The organism is Micromonospora sp. NPDC023633 (assembly GCF_040640035.1).
Lineage (GTDB): Bacteria > Actinomycetota > Actinomycetes > Mycobacteriales > Micromonosporaceae > Micromonospora.
The window spans coordinates 100,705-117,660 of record NZ_JBFABB010000002.1 but is presented as its reverse complement, the minus strand read 5'-3'; the positions used below and the strand labels follow the sequence as shown (position 1 = coordinate 117,660).

At 67.6% G+C, this 16,956-nt stretch carries 12 protein-coding genes, 1 tRNA gene and 1 pseudogene; 5 read left to right on the top strand and 9 right to left on the bottom strand.

The features are described from left to right. Positions 1–1,378: 1,378 nt before the first annotated feature. The 4 genes from AB0G13_RS01165 to AB0G13_RS01150 form a co-directional block, all read right to left on the bottom strand. A complete protein-coding gene (locus AB0G13_RS01165; RefSeq protein WP_357867076.1) occupies positions 1,379–1,924 on the bottom strand; it encodes a hypothetical protein in 546 nt (181 codons plus the stop codon). Positions 1,925–2,308: 384 nt separating this feature from the next. Continuing rightward, positions 2,309–2,725, bottom strand: coding sequence for a YeeE/YedE thiosulfate transporter family protein (locus AB0G13_RS01160; RefSeq protein ID WP_357867073.1), 417 nt, complete (start codon positions 2,723–2,725; stop codon positions 2,309–2,311). After that, complete coding sequence (locus tag AB0G13_RS01155; protein WP_357867070.1) at positions 2,725–3,387, bottom strand: YeeE/YedE thiosulfate transporter family protein; 663 nt, start codon at positions 3,385–3,387, stop codon at positions 2,725–2,727. Before AB0G13_RS01155 ends, AB0G13_RS01160 begins: the two co-directional genes overlap by 1 nt. 747 nt (positions 3,388–4,134) lie before the next feature. Then, positions 4,135–4,545: a PPOX class F420-dependent oxidoreductase gene (locus AB0G13_RS01150; RefSeq protein ID WP_357867067.1), complete on the bottom strand. Its 411-nt coding sequence runs from the start codon at positions 4,543–4,545 to the stop codon at positions 4,135–4,137. A 1,398-nt stretch (positions 4,546–5,943) separates the two neighbouring features. Here AB0G13_RS01150 and AB0G13_RS01145 point away from each other — a divergent pair. Continuing rightward, a tRNA-Arg gene (locus AB0G13_RS01145) sits at positions 5,944–6,040 on the top strand. A gap of 109 nt (positions 6,041–6,149) precedes the next feature. Here AB0G13_RS01145 and AB0G13_RS01140 read toward each other — a convergent pair. After that, entirely contained in the window at positions 6,150–6,347 is a 198-nt protein-coding gene (locus AB0G13_RS01140; protein WP_357867065.1) for a tyrosine-type recombinase/integrase, read from the bottom strand. Positions 6,348–6,391: 44 nt separating this feature from the next. Then, entirely contained in the window at positions 6,392–6,946 is a 555-nt protein-coding gene (locus AB0G13_RS01135; protein WP_357867062.1) for a sigma-70 family RNA polymerase sigma factor, read from the bottom strand. Between the two features lie 945 nt (positions 6,947–7,891). Between AB0G13_RS01135 and AB0G13_RS01130 the strand changes: the two genes are divergently transcribed. After that, positions 7,892–8,101 carry a zf-HC2 domain-containing protein gene (locus AB0G13_RS01130; RefSeq protein ID WP_357867059.1) on the top strand — a complete coding sequence of 70 codons (210 nt, stop codon included), beginning with the start codon at positions 7,892–7,894 and terminating at the stop codon, positions 8,099–8,101. 27 nt (positions 8,102–8,128) lie between these two features. Here AB0G13_RS01130 and AB0G13_RS01125 read toward each other — a convergent pair. Continuing rightward, positions 8,129–8,936 (bottom strand): annotated as a pseudogene (locus tag AB0G13_RS01125) (transposase family protein). Positions 8,937–9,213: 277 nt separating this feature from the next. On the opposite strand from AB0G13_RS01125, the gene AB0G13_RS01120 reads away from it, so the two are divergent. After that, positions 9,214–12,042 carry an AAA family ATPase gene (locus tag AB0G13_RS01120; protein WP_357867057.1) on the top strand — a complete coding sequence of 943 codons (2,829 nt, stop codon included), beginning with the start codon at positions 9,214–9,216 and terminating at the stop codon, positions 12,040–12,042. Between the two features lie 593 nt (positions 12,043–12,635). Here the strand turns inward: AB0G13_RS01120 and AB0G13_RS01115 are convergent. Then, complete coding sequence (locus AB0G13_RS01115) at positions 12,636–13,475, bottom strand: SAM-dependent methyltransferase (protein ID WP_357867054.1); 840 nt, start codon at positions 13,473–13,475, stop codon at positions 12,636–12,638. 169 nt (positions 13,476–13,644) lie between these two features. On the opposite strand from AB0G13_RS01115, the gene AB0G13_RS01110 reads away from it, so the two are divergent. After that, a complete protein-coding gene (locus tag AB0G13_RS01110; protein WP_357867051.1) occupies positions 13,645–13,905 on the top strand; it encodes a hypothetical protein in 261 nt (86 codons plus the stop codon). Here AB0G13_RS01110 and AB0G13_RS01105 read toward each other — a convergent pair. Next, a complete protein-coding gene (locus tag AB0G13_RS01105) occupies positions 13,889–16,060 on the bottom strand; it encodes an Hsp70 family protein (protein WP_357867048.1) in 2,172 nt (723 codons plus the stop codon). The genes AB0G13_RS01110 and AB0G13_RS01105 overlap by 17 nt on opposite strands. A 240-nt stretch (positions 16,061–16,300) precedes the next feature. On the opposite strand from AB0G13_RS01105, the gene AB0G13_RS01100 reads away from it, so the two are divergent. Continuing rightward, a complete protein-coding gene (locus AB0G13_RS01100; RefSeq protein ID WP_357867046.1) occupies positions 16,301–16,954 on the top strand; it encodes a response regulator transcription factor in 654 nt (217 codons plus the stop codon). Positions 16,955–16,956: the final 2 nt, after the last annotated feature.

Genomic DNA, 16,956 nt, shown 5'->3' with positions numbered 1-16,956 from the left:
GGTACGACGAGGCCGTTGCGGCACGGTGCGGCAGGTGGGCGTCAATCAGACTGGCTCGAGCGAGCAACACCGACACCACAGGAGAAGGACATTGACTTTCGTGTTAGCCCCGCCCACGGTCTCTCCGTCACCGCTGCGCGAGCCCGCCAAGACCCTCCGCGAAAGAGGGGCAAACAGTTTTCACGCCGCGCTCGCCGCGGTCTTGGCCGCCGGGTTGGAGGATGCTCTTGAAGCGGGTGACCATCCGAGAGCGATCAGCTTCATCAACCGCGGTTTCGCAGAAGGAAGCCCACAGTTGGGCTGCGACCTCCTCTGCCGGGCAATTGCGGTCGTCGGGACAGCCCGGACTTGGACCGTGCAGCTCGCGCCCCTGCGATCACCGTAACTCCTTGGATTGACGCGGCCGGCCACGCTGCGAATCGCTGCTGCACGAGTAATACCCGGCATTCCGTGACGCCTTCACCGACCGTATAGACTTCCTGACCAGCGCGAATGCCCGCACGGCGCTGGCGATTGGCGTACCAACAAGCTCGCCTACTCTGCGGTGAGCATCGATGTTGTCTGGGGACAGCGACTTCACCTGCCACCTGCTCCAACGACCGAGCCCCACCCACGCATCGAAACGCTGACGTTGAGCCGATCAATACATCCGGGTATCCGGATCTGCCGCCGAGCGCACGAACGTGCCGCACGTCGTATCTGGGTTGTCTCTGGCAGCCTCCGACTGGGCGCAAGCTTGCCCGGCTGTGCCGCTGACGAGGCGATGCGCGACGATCCACTAATGCAGCGGTTCGACAGCGTCGACTGTGACCACGTAATGGGCACCGCCGTCCCCGAGACGATCATCAGCCACGAGTGTTGGGGGGTTATGGCCCAGGTTATCGGGCATGAAACGGTGGGCGCGTCGGTCCACGCCGGCGTCATCGACAGTCCGTCAGGCTCACCTCGGGCACTGCCTGCGGAGTACCGCCAATCGGCGGGCAATTCGACGCGGTCGTGCAGGAGATCGACCGGTAGCACCCGTATGGATACGCCTGACGATGCGTGCCGGGGACGGAAGTTCAGCTGGCCGTGCGGATGCTGCGGTCAGCTCACGATCCCTCAGCCCTGGTGGTGACGGCATCACCGCCGATGTGCGCAGCAGTGAGGAACCGGGATGTGCGTCGTTCGCCGTGCACCGGTCCTGTCTGGCCGGCCGCCTCGACCCGGACTTCGACGGCGACCGGGCACGCGTCATGGCCGTGGGACCTACCAACCGCCAACTCCAGCGATCGGAAATTAATCGCCGTGATAGCAGCACCAACCGCCGGATGAGCCTTCCAGACGCACGAGATCGGCTACACGCTCATGCCGCGATCAGGGTGGGGGAGCGTGGGAGTCAGCGTGCGGTCGGTGCCGGTCTGCGGCGATCCCGCCACCACACCTCGACGAGGATCGGTGGCAGCGCGATCGCGGCGCCGGCGAACGCAAGTGCCCGGGTGCGCCGTTGCTGGATTTCTTCACGTAGTTCTTCGTAGGTGGCCTGGTGTTCGATGACGTCGCCGTGGGACCGTACGCATTCGTCGCCGGGCCCGATCAGGACATCGTGGTTGGCCGGGTTGGCCTCGAAGCAGGCGATCCTGGTCGGCTTCAGTTCCCAGTTGACGCGGTCCCAGTCGACGTCGATCCACGACTGCGACGTGCACACGTGGCCTGAGCAGGAGGTTCGCACCGGCAGCTCCCAGCCGGAACGCAGCATGAGAGCACCGACGAACAAGCCCAGCAGGACAGAGCTGAGGGAGACGACCGCGCGCATGTCAGGTTGGACCGCCGGCAGTCGTGCCTGGTTCCACCAGAGGCCCTCCAGAATGATCCTTTCCGCGCTCGCCTCGGCGTACTCCACCGAGAGGAGCGCGCTGGAAACCGGGTTGAACGCCTTCGCCACTACCTTCAGCGACCGCTTCCCCAGCCGCTGAAACCTACTGACCAAGATCGCCGGATTTAATGCGGTGTAGGCCTGTGGACGTCAGTCATCACATGGCACCGGCCACGGCACCCCCGCAGGCCCTTCTCCTTGCCTGACTTCTTGCCGGGCTTCTCCTCAGCCTTGCCCGAGCCGTCGGCCGACCTCCTGGCCTTCTTCCGGTCGACCCGCATCGCCTCGTGTAGCCGCCTCGGCGATGGCCCGAACCGCCTGAGCCGTGGCGTGCTGGTAGGTCGCCGCGGCCTGGGATGAGTCGTGCCCCGTCCGCGCTATCAGATCGCGGCTGCTCGCCCCGGTCCATGCCCCGGGAGAGCCTCGACCCCGCAACAGCACCGCATACAACTGCTACCGCCCGCAGGATCCGCTGTCGAGGTGGAAGTACTTGGCGTTGGCCCAGCGGCAGGCCCGGATGCCGACGATGACTCCCGCGATCGTGACAAGTGCGGGGAGGTATCCGCTGGCGACTTGGATGATCGGGATTGCCGGGCATCCACCAGAGATCGCCCAACCGGTGCCGAACAGCACTGCGCCAGGAATTACGCCTGCGTGGATGCGGCCTGGTGTGCGGCGGACCCGCAGCATGGCGAAGACCAGCACAGTGATCGCTACGGCGCCGCCGAAGGCAAGGAGCATGCGCAGATCCTGGAATGTGAACATGCGGTTCAGTTCGGCGTAGTCGCCGAACCCGATGTTGGTGATGGTGTAGCCGAAGGCTAGTCCGGCGATGATGTTGGCGAAGAGAACCCCGCCCCGCGTGCGCATCAAATCACCTTCCACAGCAGGAACGACACGAGGACTGCAGCGCCGAAGAAGACGGCTGTCGCGAGGAAGCTGTCTGGATGCAGCCGGCCGCAGCCGTTGAGTCCGTGGCCGGAGGAACAGCCTCCGGCGAGGCGGGTGCCAAAGCCGACAAGGACACCTCCAACGAACAACAGGCCGATCATCTGGGCTGGATTGTCGGTCACGAGTTCGCGGAAGCCGTCGCCCATGTCAAAGCGGAGCTCGAATCGGCCGGCGGTAACTGCTGCCAGCCATCCACCGAGGAAAATCGACAGAAGCAGGGCGGCCTGGCTAACCAGAGGCGCCGGGCGCCGGCTCGCGACCGAGGCCCTCTCAACCGGTGTTGACGATACGTCCCGGGCGTGTGTCGGCGAGCTACCAAGGGTGGACGCCGCATACGGCGGGGTGGGGGCTACGGGGTGAGTTCCGAAGTGCTCGGCGGTGGCGGCTGCAAGAGCTTCGGCGAGGGCGCGGTCGTCGGTGAACTCGCCTTCCATCCGTTCGACACGGCGTTCGGCGCGCCAGTGCAGGACGCGGTCCCACGCTGAGGACACTCCGAAGGACCGATCCGTGGTGATGGTGTAGTTGATGGTGACGACAGCGAGCCCGACAGCGCCCGCCCACCACGGCCAGTAGTTGCTCATGCGGGACCTGATATCCAATCGGCGAGTCGGGTCCACCAGTGGCGCCGCCCGGGTCGCGGCGATCGGGCTGGTGGGCTCCCTGAAGTCTGCGGAACCTGTGCGGATGCTGAGGGACTAAGCGGCCGGGCCGGTGCCGGCCACTGTCCGAACCCAGGCGCGGGCGGTGTAGCCGGCTCCATCCGGCGCGGATCGATCCCTGATGACGGCACATGCCGCGATTGGACCGTGTCTACGCCGGCGCCGGCTCTGAGGTGCTGTGCGTTGGCCCCGTTGGGGAGCAGCGTGATCGGCACGGGACCGCCCGTGAGTGACAACTTGTACCGGGCACAGCCGCGCCAACCGTCCTCGGTGTCGCAGTAGTAGTCGCGCCAGCCGCGTAAGCTTGCTCTGAGCAGTGGGAAGAGGGGGCATCGTTCACTGTGTAAGCAGCCCATATCGCTCCAGTCTGACTGGCACGAACCGCCCGGGATTGGTGGCGGTTCAGCATGATCCGAATTCGCGCGGCCCAGCGAGCGAGCATAGGCCATCAACAGTACGGCCGCAGCAGGACGGTTGATCATCATCGACGGCCCTGTGTCCTCCCAAGAGCCCCTGGTCGGCCCGGCTACCTCCCTGCAGCCGCCCGCCGGGCGAAGGAGCAAGCGGCGAGCCTCAGCGATGGCCCAGCCGCGCAGCTCGCCGGGTCGCCCATCTTGATCTCGTAATGCGTAGGTCGAGGCTCTCGGCGTCGCGGCCGTCCATCGGCGGTCAGCGGGCTGCGCTACCGAGCACCCGGTCAGGATGCAGCCGAACCACCACCCGCACGATGTCCGCCGGCAACTGCCGGTACTCCTCGCCGGCGCCGGGGCCCTCGTACTTGTCTGCCAGCTGAGCCGCCACCGTCCGGTCAATGTCCTCGGTCACGCTCGCCCGGCCGCGTACCTCGATGTACCGTTCAGCGTCGTTCCGGTCGATCACGGTCAGGCTCGCCCGGGGATCCCGCCGCAGGTTCTTCTCCTTGCGTCGACCGGCCTCCGTCGAGATCAGCAGGTCGTCGCCGTCTCGGGTGACCCAGACCACGGAGGTCTGCGGACCGCCATCAGGGTTGACGGTGGCGAGCACCGCAGGGTTCGGGCCGTCAACGAGTTCCCGGGCGTTGTCACTCAGCGTCGCAGTCATCGCGCGAGGGTAGCGATCGACACACTGGCAGCAAGATCAGCGGGAACGCTTTCTGCACCGCCTCTTCGGCCGCGATCCCGTATTTCTTCGTTCGATGTGCGACGCATGTGCCAGTAGCAGGTACCCCGGACGGTCACCAGGGGACACGAACGGTCACGCACTTCCTGTGTTGGCTCCGAGACGAGGACTGACGACCCAGCCGGGGAGAGCAGCGGGCCTGCCATGAGCGTGCCATTGCGCCAGGCCGGCAGGGGCCGGCCAGCATGATCCGCATCGCCATGATCGACAACCTCACCAAACGCGTCACCGACGAATCCCACCCAACCTGGCGAGACGACTGAAGGCGGGATCACTCACAAAATCCGTGAATCGGACGCCCTCTCAGAAGACCTGAAGGCTCGTGCGCAGCAGGCAGCGGCGCATCTCGCTGGTATCCATGCCCGCATCACGCTGCTGGAGAAGGAGATCGAGCGGCATCGGCAACGCCGCTGGATTTTTGGGTGTGGTCGTTGGGCGCCGGACAGAGGTCTGGCATCAGTTGCGGAGCTGCGGGTGGTCAGCGGTAGCACCGCCAGGCGTAGGGATCCCCAGAATTCGATGTTCGGGCGTAGGCGCCCGAACCGTACGTGTCGCGGCAGGCGACGTCCATGTCAACGCGGGACGCGAAGAGAAGCTCCCGGCATTGCCAACGCTGTCGTTGCGAGGCTCCGCTGAGCCCCCGCCGTGCTGATCGCAGTACTGCTGGACCATGGTCGTCACCCCGTCGTCGCTCGACGGGCCGAGCAGGAGCGGACTCGAGCTTCGGGTCTGCGTCGGCGTAGCCGCGGTCCGTGTCGGGGGCGACGTGGCGGAATGTGTGACTGACGGTGCGGCGCTGGGCGCGGCGGAACGTATGACTGACCGTGTAGTCCTGGGCGCGGCGGATGAGGTGAGCGGTATCGCGGAACTTGGCGCCGTCGACGGCATCTCCGGGAGGGCAACCGGTTCCGCAGATGGGCCCGGCGGAATGGTCGCCGCCGGCAGCGGCAGTCCGCCTTCCGGCGGCCGGTCCGACCCCCACACGAACGCCAGAGCGCAGAGCAGCGTCCCCAACGCGAGCCCGCCGACCGCGAACAGCCGGCGCCGCCGCCGGGCCTGTCGTGGGCGGGCATCGACCTCCCGGGTGAGCTGCACTCGGGGCTGGCCGTCCTCGACCGGCGCGGGGTGCCGGGTGTCGGGCTCCTCGTGAGGGTGGTGCTCCGATGGCGCTCGGATGTTCGGTACTGAAGGAGCACTATCGGGGGCTAGTTCAGCACCGCGGCGTCGCCACCACCTGCCGCCCTTCCGGACCCGTCGGGTGCAGCGCCCGGACCAGCCGAAACAAAAAGCCCTCCGTGTGGACGAAGGGTTTGCGAAACAGCGCCGGGTATGAGATTTTGTACTTGGCGGAGAAGGTTTTCTACCTAGCTGACTACGGATCAGAAGGTTAGGGGTTCGAGTCCCTTCGGGCGCGCCACAGCGGGTAAGGCCCTCGACCAGCCGAAATGGCCAAGTCGGGTGCTTTCCCATATCCGCCACCATCGCGGTCATCAGCGGCTTGGCCACCCTGGGAGCCACCGGGTCTTTCAGCCACCGAACAGCGCCCGACTCATGGCTTCGGCGGCAGAGCGCCGGTCGCCTTCCATCAGGTGCCCGTACACGTCCTTGGTGATCGCGATCGACGTGTGGCCGAGTACCTCGGAGACGACGTGCAGCGGGGTGGCCTGGGCGTGCATGAGCGAGGCCCCGGAGTGGCGTAGTTCGTGCACACGGAGATCGGACACACTCCCGTAGGAGGCGGCCGGCAGGCCGGCCCGGTTGGCACAAACTACCCAATCCTCGGGCTATTCGGGCTGGCGCCCATGGCGGCGCGCAGTGACCGGAGCGCGTGGTAGGTGCGCGACTTGACCGTCCCCTCCGGAATGCCGAGCACCGCGGCTGCCTCGGCGGCTGACCGCTCGCGAAAGTAGACTTCGATGATCACGTTTCGGTGCTCTGGGGTCAGCCGAGCCATCGCCCGCTTGATGGTCTGAACGGCGAGCATTCGTTCGATGGCGTCATCGCCGGATGGCAGGACCGTCATGTCGACCAGCCCGACTTCCGCCGGCCGGGCCCGCTTTGCTCGACCAGCGTCGATGGCCACTCGCCGCGCGACGGTGAGCAACCAGGGGCGGAGCGTTGCGATGTCCGCGTTCAAGGCCTCGATTTTGCGCCAGGCCCGCACCATCGTCTCCTGCAGCAGGTCCTCGGCCGCTTGGCGCTCGCCGAAAGTAAGCCGCAGGAGGAATGAATAGACCGGCTTGGCGTGGGTGTCATACAGGGCTTGCATCCGCTCCTCGGCGGATAGGTCCCTGACCGCGACGGTTCCGGTCGCAAGCGCCATGGCTGCCCTCCTCCATACCTGGTTCTCCCAAGGCAAGGCTCGTTCGTCGGGCACTGAGAGACATCGGGTAGCTCACGGATGTTTGGGGTCGTACCCGTACCGCACCGGGTTGCTGCGTAGTCATCGAGCCAGCTGCGTCGACCCGGCCGCGGACATCAGCCGCGGACGAGCGGCAACGATCTGGGCCGCCGTCACGGGGGCAGGAGCGGATGATCGCATCGATAGTCTCGTTGGCCTACTCTGTCACCGAGGTTGCTTGATCATGTCGGCGTCGGCGTCGGCGTCCATCTCCGGCCCGTTATCAGCGACTGGTGCGGCGGGAGCTCCGACGCCTGCGGGTGACAACGGTGACAGCGCGCGCCCGATAGCCGGTTGGCCTACCTCAGCCTCAACGCACCCGCATGCCCGCCGGGATCGAGTCCCGATCCGACCAAGCTGCTGGCCGTCCAGGAAGACATCATCGCCGGTGTCGTCCGGTGCGATGAAACCAACCCCGCGTTCGGCGTTGGATTGAATAACTCGTCTCGTTCTCATCGGCCTTCACCTGTCGCAACGCCTCGCCGAAAGAACTGCAACCTCGCCTGGAAGGCGAGCGAGCACTCTCCGTCCCTGCAGGCACCAGGCTGGTCCGGATGTACGGCGAAATTGGCCGACGATCGGTCGCCGGGCGGCCGAGGTCATCTTCGTAAACGCGCCGTGTCATTCCGACCTGCCGGTGATACCTGGCGCGATCTCGCGGGCGAACCCGCCCATCGTTGTGTTCGTCGGGAAGACCCGGGACGGGATCGTTGGCCTATGGAAATCCCGGCGGGCGCCGGTAGCCTGCCGATGCTGAATCAGCCAGCGCGCGACCGGCAGAACCACCGTTGGGCTGAACCGTGCACGCCGACGGCACGTAATCTGGGCGAGGAAAGCCAGCACGCGTCAACGGTAGGAAGAGAGTGAATGAGCCAGCCTGAGAGTTCGAATGACCCGTTCAAGCTGGCGCTCGGTGTCTTCGCGTTGGACGCTCTGCCCGACGACGAGCATCGGGTGATGGAGGCTCATATCGCGCGATGCCGGCGGTGCCGCGCGGAGTACGACGGGTTCCGGGACGTGGTTGCTGGCTTGGCCTTGCTCTCCGAAGACGACATACGCCACCTTGGGTGCGAATAGCACGGCGCGGCGCATAGTGAGCGCCTTTCATCGTGGCTTTTGGCTGGTCGGGCCGTGATGTAGGGCGAGGATGGCTTTGGTGATCGTGGTGGCGCGTCGGGGGGCAGCAGCGGAGCTTGGCCAGGATCTTCCAGCCCTTGAGGGTGGCGACGGCGCGCTCGCCGACGGCGCGGATCTTGGCGTGGTGCCGGTTGACGGTCTTCTGTCGGCGGGACAGTCGCGGCCGGTGACGGCGGCGCTTGAAGGGCCTGCGGATGCTGTCGCCGGCGCCATGGTGTGCCTTGTCGGCGAAGGCCATCACGATGGCGCTGCCCAGGACGTCGATCAGGCCGTGGGCGCGGGCGGCGGTCAGGTCGTGCACGGCGCCGGGCAGGGCGGGTGAGGCCCAGATGAGGCGTCCCTTGCAGTCCGCGATGACCTGCACGTTGACTCCGTGGCGCTTGTGCTTTCCGGAGTAGTACGGCCTCTGGTCCGCGACCCGGTCGATGCGGATCAGGGTGCCGTCGAGGATCACGTACGCGAGCCGGGCGATGCGCTGCCTGGCCGCGTTCAGGTCCTCGGCGTGCGTGGCGAGCAGGTCGATGGCTTCCTGGACGTACTGTCAGGCGGTCGTGACGCTGACTGTCAGGCGGTCGTGACGCTGACCGCGAAGCTGCAGGCCCGGACGGGTGATGGGCTACCCGTTAGGGAGATGGGCCAGGGCGAGTACGGCTTGCCGGCCGGCGTCGAGGCGCCGCCACCGGCCCCGGCGGTGGGTGCGTTCGGCGCGGATGAGGTCGGCCAGGTGGTTCAGGGTGCGGTTGGACAGCGCGACTGCGGGCGGGTGAGACAGCACAGCGAGGCTCCCGGCTGGAGCATCGGGTTTTGGACGACTGCTGTCTTACCGAGAGTTTCCTCCCATGTCGACAGACCCTTCCCCGCACCCACCGTGACCAGGCCCATCACGATGAAGAGACCTCACTCCCTGATCACGATGGAGAGCCTCTGAGTCGGATTGAGTGTTCGGGATCGTTCCCACCATCGGTGAGAGATGCGTGGGCGTTCAGGTAGAACCCTGCGTCCAGGGCTGCTCCTCGGGGCGGTTGCGCTACTGGTCGCCCTATCGTGACGGCATGCGTTCACCTGCCTCGGCAATGGTCGGTCGGGATGTCGAGTTGGCGGTCTTGCGAGAGCTGATTGGGGGGGTGGCTGAGGGGCGAGGCGGGATGGTGTGGGTGGACGGCGAACCTGGGATTGGTAAGTCGACACTGATCTCGGCGGCGATGGATGAGGCAGCGCGGTTGGGGTGTGCGGTGTACGCGGGGTCTGCGCCGGAGTTGCTGCCGCCGTTTCCTTTGCAGGTGTTGCTGGACGCGCTGCTGGTGGGGCGGGATTCGGTGGATCCGTTGCGAACGCCGTTGGTGGGGTTGTTGCGGGGGGAGGGAAGGACGGAGCTGGTGACGCCGCGGGATGTGGCGGCGTTGTTGGCCGAGCAGGTCCTGGCGTTGGTGGATCGGTTGTGTTCGGTGGCACCGGTGGTGTTGGTGCTGGATGACGTGCAGTGGGCGGACGAGGCGAGCCTGTCGGTGTGGTCGCGGTTGGTTCGGACCGCCGCCCAGGCGCCGTTGTTGCTGGTGGCGGCGTGCCGGCCGCTGCCACGCCGGCCGGAAGTGGCCGCGACGCGGCGGGACCTCGTGGAGCAGGGGGCGACGGTGCTGCCGCTGGGACCTTTGTCGGCATCTCAGGTGATCGAGGTGGTGGGCGAATTGGTGGGCGCGGTGCCGAGCGGGGCCCTGGGTGAGCTGACGGGGCAGGCGGGGGGAAATCCGCTTTATGCCCACGAGGCGGTCGAGGCGTTGGTCCGGGAGTCGCGAATCACCGTGGTGAGGGGAGTGGCGGAGTTGACGGGTGCGGGGGAGTGGCCGGGGTCGTTGCCGGAGGCGATCGGGCGGCGGTTGGGGTTCTTGCCGGAGAGGACCCGGTCGGTGCTGGGGTTGGCTGCGGTGTTGGGTTCCGCGTTTACGGTCGATGACCTGGCGGTGGTCTCCGGGCAGCCGGCGACCGAGCTGATGGCCGTGGTGGATGAGGCGGTGGCGGGAGAGGTGTTGGCGGCGTCAGGGGAGCGGCTGGTGTTCCGGCACGGACTGATCCGGCAGGCGCTGTACGAGGCGATGCCGACGAGTCTGCGGGCGGCGTTGCATCGGCAGGCGGCTCGAACGCTGGCCGGCGCGGGGGCGCCGGTGGAGCGGGTGGCCGAGCAGTTGCTCGCCGGACCGGTGACAGCCGACGAGTGGATGATCGATTGGGTGGCCCGGGAAGCCGCGGCGTTGACCTACCGGGCACCGCGGGTGGCAGTCGACCTGTTGACCCGGGTCCGCGGCGCGGTTGACGACGGTCCGCGCCGGGATCGGCTGGATGGCGACCTGACGGTCGCGCTGTCGCAGCTTGGCGACAACGAGCAGGTCGAGCAGTTGGCCCGTCCGGTGCTGGCCTTCAGCCGTGACCTCGTGGTGGCCGCTCGGGTGGCCTGGACCCTTGGGTACGCGCTGATGCGCATGGGGCGGTACGAGCAGGCCGTTGAGGTCGCTGAGCACACGCTGGAGCGGCCGGGGCTTCCGGCGGTCTGGACAGCCCGGCTGTACGCCCTGCGCGCCCTTGCGCTCATCGGCGTCGGGCGTTTCGACGAGGCTCGGGCGGCCGCCGTACAAGCCGAGGCTGAGGGGCACCAGGCCGGTGACCGGCTGGCGGTCGGATACGCCCTGCACGCCTTGGCCCTCGTCGAGCACAACCAGCGGCGGGACGTGGCGGCGCAGGTGGCGCTCATCGATCGCGCGTTGGCGGTGTTGGGGGACGAGTTGCCGGTTGCCGACCTGCGGCTGCTGTTGATGATCAACCGTGCGGGTGGCTTGGACAACCTGGGACGGCCCGCCGAGGCCGACGACGCCTTCGGTCAGGCCGTGGTGTTCGCCGAACGTGCCGGCACTCCGCCCCGGCTGGGGCATTTGCGGGCGAAGATCGCAGATTACAGCTTCTATCGGGGGCGGTGGGACGAGGCGCTGGCGGAGCTGCAGGCTGCTACCGACCTGCCGATCGACATGACGTATCGGTTGGCCGGCCGTGGGGTGCGGGCGTTGATCGCGGTTCACCGCGACGACCTGCCGGCGGCCGAGCGGGAGTTCTTCGGCGTCGAGGAGCTGACAAGCCCCGGGAACGGCTTGCGCTTGTACGCCGACCTCCTGCTGGTTGCCTGGGCGTTGGTGGCCGAGCGCGAGGGCCGGTCCTCCGAGGCGCTGGCTCGCCTGCTGGCTGTGTTCGATCCCGAGGGGAACCGCGAGTTTCCGCAACTGACCCCGGACACGCCGATGTGGTTGGCCGAGGTGGTCCGCCTCGCGCTGGTCTGCGGCGACCGTACCACCGCCACCGCCGCAGCCCAGGCAGTCGCCGCCGCCCAGGGGCAGGCGTCTTCCGCCACCACCGCTGCGGCAGAGTACTGCGCGGGTCTGCTAAAAGCCGAGCCCGCAGGGATTCTCGCCGCCGCCGACACCTTCCACTGCATCGGCTACCCCCTATTCGGTGCGCAGGCATCGGAGAACGCCGCCGTGCTGTACGCCGATCGCGGCGACCATCTTGCGGCGCGGGCCGCGTACGCGCGGGCGGTCGAGGGCTACACGTCGCTCGACGCGGTTTGGGACATCATGCGCGTCGACGCCCGCCTACGGCCGTACGGCATCCGCCGCGGCCGCCGCGGACCGCGCAGCCGTCCCACCATCGGCCGGGAAGCTCTCACCGCCACCGAACGGAAGATCGCCGACCTCGTCACCGCGGGACAGTCCAACCCTGACATCGCCGCCCAACTGTTTCTGTCCCGCCGTACCGTGGAAACCCACGTCTCCCACATCCTGGCGAAGCTCGGGGCCCATTCGCGGGTCGACATCGCTCGTGAGCTGGCGAATTCGCAGTAGGACAGCGACTTCAACAACGTCAAGCGGCTTCGCCATCATCCGGGCGCAGGCACCGATAGAGGCAGGGCCCAGGCAAGGTTGCGTCGACACCGGCGAGGATCCTGCGGATGGTGGGCTTGTCCGAGGCCCGGTACACCCCGGTTGACGGTTTCCACCATGCGCCGAGCCCAGCGAGGACCTGCTGCGGGGCGTCGTTCGCCCACTCGGCGACCGCTGCCGACCTGGCACCGGCCGGCACCGCCGCGACCGCGGTAGTCAGGACTCCCGCGAGGGGATCCACCACGCCCCGCGGGTCCCGTCGGTCCAGCACGGCCGTTGACGCCTCGACCAGACTCGGCCGGCACGAGGCAGGCGGCGACACTCCAACATGATCCGCGTGCACGGCGAGCACACCGATCAAGGTTGATGTTCCCAACGGGCGCGGTTCTCGGATGATCTTTCGGCTTCGACACGTGGATGATCACCGAAAGGCCGCGCCCGGCCTATACCGCCATGATCAGGAGCGTCCGCCCCGAAACACTCGCGACGGGCATATCGCTACCTTGCCTGAGCCCTGCCGATAGAGGGCGATGTGACGAAGTTGGGCAGACTCGTCAGATCCGTGAAGATCGAGATTCATTCACAGTCGGCTTTCGCCCTACGCCGCCGAGTATCCAGACCTCCTCCGGACTGATGTCCGTTTCGGTGTCGGGCCGCCAATCGGAAACGATCACCAGGCCGGGATCGATGAGGTGTACGCCGTCAAAGAAGCGTTCGATTTGTTTGCGCGTACGGTGTGTGGACGGATATTTGGTGTTCTTGTAAACCTCTGCGGCGCCACCAGCGTTGTCCGGCCTGGGGTCGGCGGTGGCGTGATTGATGACAAGGTAGCTACCCGGGGCCATGGCGTCGCGGAGGTGGGCGACGATCGCGTACGGGTCGGCTTGGTCGTCGATGAAGTGAAGGACGGCCACCAGCAGGATGGCCATTGGCTGGTCGAAGTCAATCTGCGCCCGGGTGTCGGGGTGGTTGAGGATGACATCCGGGTCGCGCAGGTCTGCCGTGATCACGCTCGTGGTCTCGGCTTCGGTGGTCTTCAAGGCGCGCGAGTGGGCCAGCACCTTCGGATCGTTGTCGACGTAGACCACGCGTGCGTCTGGCGCCTCAGCTTGGGCGATCTCGTGGACGTTGCCTTGGGTGGGCAGGCCACTGCCGATGTCGAGGAATTGGCGGATGCCCGCGTCGCGGGCCAGGAATCGCACTGCACGTTGGATGAACCCGCGGTTCTCCCGTGCCATGAGAATCACCTCGGGAGCCGCTGCGAGCACCTTGTTCGCGGCTCGACGGTCGGCTGCGGAATTGTCCTTGCCGCCCAGGTAGTAGTCGTACATGCCCGCCGCAGTGGGAATGGAGGGGTCGAAGCTGCCCGACTGGACCGATCTGTCCGTAGTCATTTGTTGCCGAATCCTTCCTCGAGAGCGTCCACACGGTTGGTCTGGATCCGACGTGGACCGACGACGCGATGCCCCTCGGCCTGCCGACCGTGGCCGCTTGCCCGGACCTGGGCGCCCTGTGCTCGCACACCGGTGATCTGCTGCTGGCAAGGGTTCCGGCCGGATTTCGGTGGCAAGGTTGGTCTGCGTCAAACCCGGACACCGCACACGCCTGCTGTACCGGGTGAAGGTTCACCGGCCCCGCAGGGGCGATCGGCGCAGCTTCGCCGAGACCGACTACGCCGCCCTGCTCGATGCCGCTCACCAGTACCTCAAGGCGCCGATCGTGCTGATCTGGGACAACCTCGACACAACCTCTGTGCTGCCGCCGGGCAGCCGGGTGAGGGACGTGCAGTCACGTTGTCACGGAGTGATCATCCAGCGGTTATGAGCGTGATGTAGGTGGTTGATGATTCGGTTGTTGCCGCGTTCGGTCCGAGCGTGACACGTCCTGCGGGCATCTTCTTGCTGAACACGACGAGGTAACCCTGGTCCTTGTCCGTGGTCTTGATGGTCATGTCAGTGCGTTTGAAGCCTTGCTGGTGCAGCCATGCCGGCCACCAGTTGTCCATCTCGGGTGCTCCGCGTCTGTCAAAGGCGACGTACCCTGTGGCGTCGTTTGCGAGGTCGAAGGCCAGGTAGTCCGCCGGGGCGCCTAGTCGCTTGTCGTTGCTGGCGCCGGGGATCAGCACTGCTCCGGTGAGGGGGGCGGGAAGGCTGGCGATGCTGAACCCCCGGTCGACGTAGGGCTTAGTGCCTAGTTTCGCGAGGCGAACCGCTGCCAGCTTCGACGGTGTGCGTACCTGGACGTCCTCGAGTGTGATCACAGCCCGGTCGGGCTGGCCGCTCGAGGCCTTGGTCCCGGGTGTTGCGCTGGGCTTCTGGTTGCTCGGGGTCTTGGTCGCGGCCGTTGCGCTGGGCTTCTGGTTGCTCGGGGCCATGGTCGCGGCCGTTGCACTGGGCACCTGCTGCTGGTTGCTCCGGGCGTTGGCCCCGGTATTTGCGCTGGGCACCTGCGGCTGGTCGCTCGGGGCGTTTCCGAACGCGATCGCTACGCCCAGCACGCTGATGGACACGATCAGCGCGACGAGGAAGCGTGCGTCGGTGAGCCGTGACCACCACCGCCGTGGCGGGGTCGGCTCGGCCGCCGGGCGGGTGTCTCCGGCAGGGCCGCTGGCCGGGCGTACCGATTTGGCTGGCGGCTGCGCCCGGTGCTTCGCGCCGCGCCCCGGCTTGGGTGCCGCCATGCCCACGGCTCCGGCTGCGGCTGCGGCAGCGGGCGCGCCGCTGTCACCTTCGGCCGCTGTCGGCGCAGCGCCGGTCAGGACCGCGGTGGTGGCCGGCGCGCCGCTGTCACCTTCGGCCGCTGTGGGCGCAGCGCCGGTCAGGACCGCGGTGGTGGCCGGCGCGCCGCTGTCATGTCCGGCCGCTGTGGGCGCAGCGCCGGTCAGGACCGCGGTGGTGGCCGGCGCTGCGCGCTTGGACCGCCGGGGCGCCGGGGCGCCGTGTGCCGTGTGGGTGTCGGTGCTGAGCATCGCGGCGCCCAGCGCGACCGCGTGTTTCGGATGGGTGTTGATCATGATTGGCCGCCGCAGTGTGTCCCGCAGCAATTGGGTGACCAGGGGGATCTGGGACGATCCGCCGACCAGCAGCACGGCGGTGAGGTCCGGCAGGGTGATGCCGGCGGCGGTCAGGGTCCGCCGGAAGGTCTCCATGGTGGTCTCCACGGACGGCGTGATCATCTGCTCGAACGCTTTCCGAGTCACGGTCACGTGCCGGACCGAGCCGGAGAGCGGCACGGTGATGTCCGCCTGCTCGCGGGTGGACAGCGCCTCCTTCGCGAGCATGCAGTCGCGTTGCAGGGTGGCCAGGATCGAGGCGGTGCCGGGATCGGTCGGGTCCAGCGTGGTGATCGCACCGTCCAGCTGGCGGTCGACGTGGTCCATGATTGCCTGGTCAAAGTCGGCGCCGCCGAGCCATTCGATGCCCTCGGGGGTTCCGATGATCTCCAGCCCGTCTCGGCCGTTGCGCACCACCGCGCTGTCGAACGTGCCCCCGCCCAGGTCGTAGACCGCGAGCAGACCATCCGGGGGCAGCGGCTGGGTGGAGCAGTAGTAGGTGGCCGCGGCCACCGGCTCCGTGGTGGTGATGACGGTCGGACCGTCCGACCCGGCCACGGACCCCGGCTCGGCCTGCGGGCGGGGCAGGCCGGCCAGGTGCGGGATGGCGGCGAACTGTTCACGCCGGTACGGGCCCCACACCGCCGGGTGGGTCAGCACGATCCGGTTGGGCGGGCCGCCCTGCGCCTGGCTGACGGTGTCCACCACGGAACGGAGCAGGGCGGCCATCAGGGCGGTGGGGGAGTACGGCGCCCCGTCCAGGATCACCGGGGTGGGGTCACCGAGGCGGCGCTTGAACTCCCGCACCGCCCGGCTGGGGTTTTGCAGACCGAGGCGGTCGGCCGCCTCACCGGTCAGCAGCGCGCCCTTCTCGTCAACGCAGGCGACCGACGGGGTGACGATCGCCTGCCCAGCCAGCGGCGCCATGTCCAGGGCCCAGGCGGAGGCGGTCGCCGCGGCGGTGAAGCTGGTACCCAGGTCGATACCTACCCCGTACATACTGAGATTCCCCTCGCCGAGCCCACAGCCGCTACGATGCCAGCTGTCACAATGGACATACGTAGGTGACCTCGAAGTAGATCACATCGCGCCATCACGATACGCCGCCGATTTCGGGCGTAACAATTCGTCGGTGTTGACATCGGGAGGCGAGCTATGGACGTTGCGGTGGCTGACGACGGCGCGCTGTTCCGGGAGGGCCTGCAACTGCTGTTGTCCGCTGCCGGGCACACGGTGGTCGGCTGCGTGGAGGACGGCGACCGGCTGCTGGAGTTGATGGCCCGTACCCCGGTCGACGTGGCCATCATGGACATCCGGATGCCGCCGGGCGCGGACGGCGGACTGGACACCGCCCAGCGCGTACGGGCGAGGTTCCCCGACGTCGGGCTGCTGCTGCTGTCCCAGCACGCCGAGGCGCACTACCTGTTCCGGCTGCTGGAGATCGGCACCGAGCGGATCGGGTACCGGCTCAAGGACAAGGTGGCCGGGGTGGCCGTGCTCGCCGACACGCTGGTGCGCATCGCCGCCGGTGAGATCGTGATCGAGCCGGTCCTGGCCGCCAACCTGGTGGACCGGCCGAGCCCCCCGGTGCGTAGCCTGCTGGCCGATCTCACCGAGCAGGAGCGTGCCGTGCTGCGACTCATGGCGGAAGGACGGTCGAACTCCGGGATCGCGGCCGAGCTGTTCCTGTCCGTCAAAACGGTCGAGAAGCGGATCGCCAGCATCTTCACCAAGCTGAACCTGCCGGCCGAGTCGGCATCGCACCACCGCCGGGTCCTGGCGGTGCTCGCGTACATGCGCTCGAACCAGATGGCGGACTAGAG